6 protein-coding genes are annotated in these 4,675 nt (G+C 51.7%); all 6 read right to left on the reverse strand.

The features are described 5' to 3' along the window. Nucleotides 1-153: 153 nt before the first annotated feature. The gene (locus tag FJY67_11390) at nucleotides 154-912 is read right to left on the reverse strand and encodes a hypothetical protein (GenBank protein ID MBM3330051.1); all 759 of its coding nucleotides are present in this window, start codon (nucleotides 910-912) and stop codon (nucleotides 154-156) included. A gap of 126 nt (nucleotides 913-1,038) precedes the next feature. Next, the gene (locus FJY67_11395) at nucleotides 1,039-2,649 is read right to left on the reverse strand and encodes a methylcrotonoyl-CoA carboxylase (GenBank protein MBM3330052.1); all 1,611 of its coding nucleotides are present in this window, start codon (nucleotides 2,647-2,649) and stop codon (nucleotides 1,039-1,041) included. 287 nt (nucleotides 2,650-2,936) lie between these two features. After that, a complete protein-coding gene (locus FJY67_11400) occupies nucleotides 2,937-3,476 on the reverse strand; it encodes a hypothetical protein (protein ID MBM3330053.1) in 540 nt (179 codons plus the stop codon). A gap of 236 nt (nucleotides 3,477-3,712) precedes the next feature. Next, nucleotides 3,713-4,171: a hypothetical protein gene (locus tag FJY67_11405; protein ID MBM3330054.1), complete on the reverse strand. Its 459-nt coding sequence runs from the start codon at nucleotides 4,169-4,171 to the stop codon at nucleotides 3,713-3,715. A 54-nt stretch (nucleotides 4,172-4,225) separates the two neighbouring features. Then, entirely contained in the window at nucleotides 4,226-4,519 is a 294-nt protein-coding gene (locus FJY67_11410) for a DUF2442 domain-containing protein (protein ID MBM3330055.1), read from the reverse strand. 8 nt (nucleotides 4,520-4,527) lie between these two features. After that, nucleotides 4,528-4,675 (reverse strand): DUF4160 domain-containing protein (locus FJY67_11415; protein ID MBM3330056.1); only part of this gene is annotated, 148 nt, incomplete at its 5' end.

Below are 4,675 nucleotides of genomic sequence, written 5' to 3' on the forward strand. Positions count from 1 at the left end.
AACAGTGGAGTACTCCGCTTAAGAACGAGAAAACGGGCAAAATTGGCAAGGAATCGTGGCTTAATCATGCTTGAAAAAGGCAAAATCGCTGTAAAAGTGCCCCTTTTGGTTCTCACACAACGCTCGAAAACGGCATAAAGTCTATTTTGAAAATTAGAAATGAGAATAGCAGATCAAAATAGACCCATTTTCAACAGACTCACTATAACCACTGACCTTTAATTGAGCAATAGTAATAGGCATTCTACACCTCCAACACTCCGTGTCAAAAATGTAGAGGATCTCTTGCTTCATTGGTTTATCACAAATTCTGCACGGCGGATTCTTGCATTTATTGACTTTGGCTACCATTAGCACATTCGAATGCCTAATCTCCTCCAGATCATCTTCATTCTCAATTATCATCTCTACAAGTGCAATATCGTTTGCCTGGACATATTCTATTACATTGTCTTCAGGTGCATGAGAAACTACAATCTCGACAAATATCCTCGGTTTCCCCTCCTTATCAATAAGACATATGTCTGGTCGACACTCTCCAAAGTCCTTTTCCAAGACTGTTTCGGTCGCCTCCTTACAAAAGTTACCATTATGTTCATCGAAGCACTGTTCACATTCCCATTTGAAGTAGAATTTCACAGCATTTGAAATGGAAACCTCAAACCTCTCCTTGAAAAATCGCTTAGCCCAATAATGCAACTGTGATTCGCTACTGCATTGAGGCTCTGATCTGTGAGCAAAATGTGCTTTAACTTTAATTGTTCGTGATCTCAGGTGTTCCTTTCTCAAAATAAGCACCTCATTACACATTGGACAGTGATAATTTTTCGCTCTTTCGTTTAATGCGCGCGAGATGTCCACAACTTCATCATTGAGTAGTGCGTAAGGAATCTTGGGAATTGAAGATTGCATAATAAAACCTCTGTTTTGCTACTGTTGGGCTTTGCTTTTTTTGCATCCCGATAAATCGGGAAACCCCAGTCACAAAGACTACCCTACCACATCATTGAATTGTCGCAACATTCCTCACTCCGCATTCTACATCCTGAACACGCCCATCCCGTACTCTCCTACCCGCTGGTTGAGGGACATCGAGATCGCCAGCCCTAACGCGGCGCGCGTGTCGAGCGGATCGATGATGCCGTCGTCCCAGAGGCGCGCGGTCGAGTAGTAGGGGCTGCCCTCGCGCTCGTATTTCTCCAGCGTCGGGCGCTTGAAGGCATCCTGCTCTTCGGGCGACATCGGCGGCAGGCCGGCCGCGGCCATCTGCTCGGCCTTCACCTGCAGCAGCACCGACGCGGCTTGCTCACCCCCCATCACCGAGATGCGCGAATTGGGCCACATCCAGAGCAGCCTCGGCAGATACCCCCGCCCGCACATCGCATAGTTGCCGGCTCCATACGACCCGCCGACGATCACCGTGAATCGCGGCACTTGCGCATTGGCGACCGCATGCACCATCTTGGCGCCGTCGCGGGCAATGCCGCCGTGCTCGTATTCCTTGCCGACGATGAAGCCGGTGATGTTCTGCAGAAAGACGAGCGGTATCTTGCGCATCGCGCAGAGTTCCACGAAGTGCGCGCCCTTGCGCCCCGATTCGCCGAACAGCACCCCGTTGTTGGCGACGATCCCGACCGGGTAGCCCATAATCCGCGCGAAACCCGTTACCAGCGTGGTGGCGTGCAGTTCCTTGAATTCGCTGAAGCGGCTGCCATCGACGATGCGGGCGATCACCTCGCGGACGTCGAACATCTTACGAATGTCGGACGGGATGATGCCATAGATTTCCGCCGGATCGTAATGCGGCTCCTCGGGTGCCTCGCGAGCCAGTTGGAACTTCGGCGGGCGGTTGAGGTTCTCGACGATATTGCGGATGATCTGCAGCGCATCCTCGTCGTCCCGGGCGTAGTAGTCGCTCACGCCGGAGATGCGGGTATGAACGTCGGCTCCGCCCAACTCTTCAGGAGTCACTTCGACGCCGGTCGCGGCTTTCACCAGCGGCGGCCCGCCGATGAAGATTGTCCCCTGCTTGCGGACGATCACCGTCTCGTCCGACATCGCCGGGACGTAGGCTCCACCCGCAGTGCACGACCCCATCACCGCTGAGAGTTGCGGGATGCCTTTCGCCGAGAGGATGGCCTGATTGTAAAAGATGCGCCCGAAGTGTTCCTTATCAGGGAAGACGCCGGCTTGTTCGGGCAGGAAGACGCCGCCCGAATCGACCAGGTAGATGCACGGGAGGTTGTTTTCGAGTGCCACTTCCTGGGCGCGGACGTGCTTCAGAACGGTCGTCGGAAAGTAGGTGCCGCCCTTGACGGTGGCGTCGTTGGCGATGATGAGGCATTCGCGCCTGTGGACGACGCCGACACCGGTGACGATGCCGGCGGAGGGGGCTTCGCCCTTATACATCTCCCACGCGGCGAGGGCGTTCAGTTCGAGGAACGGCGTGTCGGGATCGCAAAGATGCTCGATCCGCTCGCGGGCGGTCAATTTGCCGCGGGCTTTATGTCGCTCGACGTGCTGGGGAGGCCCCCCTTGCTTGACGTGGTCGAGCCGTTCCTTCAGTTGGGCGACGAGCGACTCCATCGCGGCTTTGTTAGCGGCGAAGTCGGGTGAGGAGGTCTGAATGCGCGATTCGAGGCGGTTCAATTGATGCCAATGCTATTGTAGGGGGGTGTACCAAAAAAATCGTCACATCGTCACCGAAATCGACTATCTTGTTACATGGCATTGAAATACGCGGTGACGGAAGGGTGACGGAACTTGACTAATGACCAATGCTAATGCTAATGCGTCACACTGACTCTCGCGAAGCGGAGGGAAGAATCCGCCTGGTGGATCCCCGATTTATCGGGGATTGTTTGCCGCAATTTATTGCGGCAAAGACGAACGATCATAATGGAATCCAAAAGTGTCTTAAATAGCATTTTATCAAGTCAGTGTATTTTACTATAAATCAATAGCCAAATTGGCTCATTAATACCGGAAAATACCATTCCCAAGGAATTCTGAAGAAGCAAAATTGCAAATGCGGTAATCATAAACAAATCGATTCGCGATAAAATGTAATTTGAGAGAATCCTCCAAGAGGTATATGCCAGTGCAATGCTACCTGCAAATTGCATGAATAGAAGTGAAAATTCTCTTCCTGCTAGTTCTCCAAGAAATACACTATTACCACCAAGCGACCATAAACCCCAAGATATCATTGTCAAGAGCATGGGGATTGAGCCAGCCAATAATGCCAATATGAGACTTGGCTTACGATAAACCAGTTCATTTGCAGCATGATCATTGTTATCTGATTGGTCGTCAATTCCAAGTTGCCGCTGGATAGCCATAATCTCAAGTTTTAGCTTCATTTCTTCAAGCAGACGTTTCCTTCTGTCATGCAAGCGAAATAGTGTCAGTATATACGCCAAGGCAGTCAGAATTCCGACTATACCATTCGGACCATTAGTGGTTTCTTGCGTCATTGCGTTCTTTCCTGTAGAAGTTTGTAGTTTGAGAGTATGTTAACTTTAAAAAATCATCGACATCAGACGAGAGTCTTCGCCGGCTGGCTGATTACAAACCGTGCGGGATGCCGCCCATGTCCACAAGCCAGCTTCCAGACGAGGGCATTTCACAGCGGAGCATCCTATCTGCGCCAAGCGAAGTTCATAAGTCCAGCCTCCACCAGGAACCGAGCGAGGGTATAGGTGAACGGGGGTCAATTAGCCCAATAAACGATGGCGGTTGTGCGCGCCGAGCTACCTCGTCCGTTGAATGCCCAGACGCGATAGTTTACGACTAAATCCCAGCGATCTGACACGTTTACGATTCGCTTCCCTTCTGGAGGGCGCCAATCCATTCCGTCAGTGTTGGTGGTATTGGCGTCCAGTGTATCCCTTCCGTAAGCAGTGTTGTTCACAATCTCAAATATGAATCCAAACTCGTTGTTGGAATTGTCTTGCCAACTGATACGCGCGTGGGAGTTGGTGTCAGGTTTAGTGATGGTGAGGTCTGAGGGCGCATTAGGGATTACGCCCCAATTCGGCTGTTCTTCGGGCTGGGTCGGGTCTTTGGTGCAGCCCAAGAGCTGGATATTCAGCGTAGCGGCGATCAACAGGCTGACGATGATGGGTTTGCCGAGAAGCCTGGTGAAGGCGGGTTCATCTAACAGGTTCATTGGGTGGTTTCTTTCGTTTACGGTGCGAAGCTGCATCACTTTGTATAAACCGGGTTAGGCTGCATCGCCCCGACCGGTGGTGTCTTCGGTCGCCCAGGGAATCTGGATTCCGGTTATGCGCGAGCGCAGCATCAGCGTGTCGAGGTCGGCGCCGTTGGGCCACTCGATGCAGCCGAGTTCCCCGTTGACCCGCACCTTGCGGAAGTAGTCCGGCGACCGCAGAGGCTCGAACACGCCTTGGAACGGGACCATCGACGAGATGTCCACGATACCGCTTAAGCCGTCCTGAAACCAAAGCCTAAGCCGGTGGCCAGAGAGTGGTTTGACTTTGATGATATCTTCTTTCATTTCCTTCCTTATGGATCAACTTGATTGGGATTCTTATCTTCGCGAATGAGTCTCCAATTTGAAAGCAGTTCACTTTGGTGTAACGTTGTCCATTCGAGGACTTTTCTTAACAATCGCTTGGGCATCTTCCCATCGATCAGCGAGATATGCTCGATA

The organism is Calditrichota bacterium, from assembly GCA_016867835.1.
Taxonomy (GTDB): Bacteria; Electryoneota; AABM5-125-24; order Hatepunaeales; family Hatepunaeaceae; genus VGIQ01.

Bases quoted from the DNA above. Each gene is read 5' to 3' on its own strand.
- FJY67_11405 (MBM3330054.1), bottom strand. From the start codon at position 4,171: ATGAACCTGTTAGATGAACCCGCCTTCACCAGGCTTCTCGGCAAACCC.
- FJY67_11410 (MBM3330055.1), bottom strand. From the start codon at position 4,519: ATGAAAGAAGATATCATCAAAGTCAAACCACTCTCTGGCCACCGGCTT.
- FJY67_11390 (MBM3330051.1), bottom strand. From the start codon at position 912: ATGCAATCTTCAATTCCCAAGATTCCTTACGCACTACTCAATGATGAA.
- FJY67_11400 (MBM3330053.1), bottom strand. From the start codon at position 3,476: ATGACGCAAGAAACCACTAATGGTCCGAATGGTATAGTCGGAATTCTG.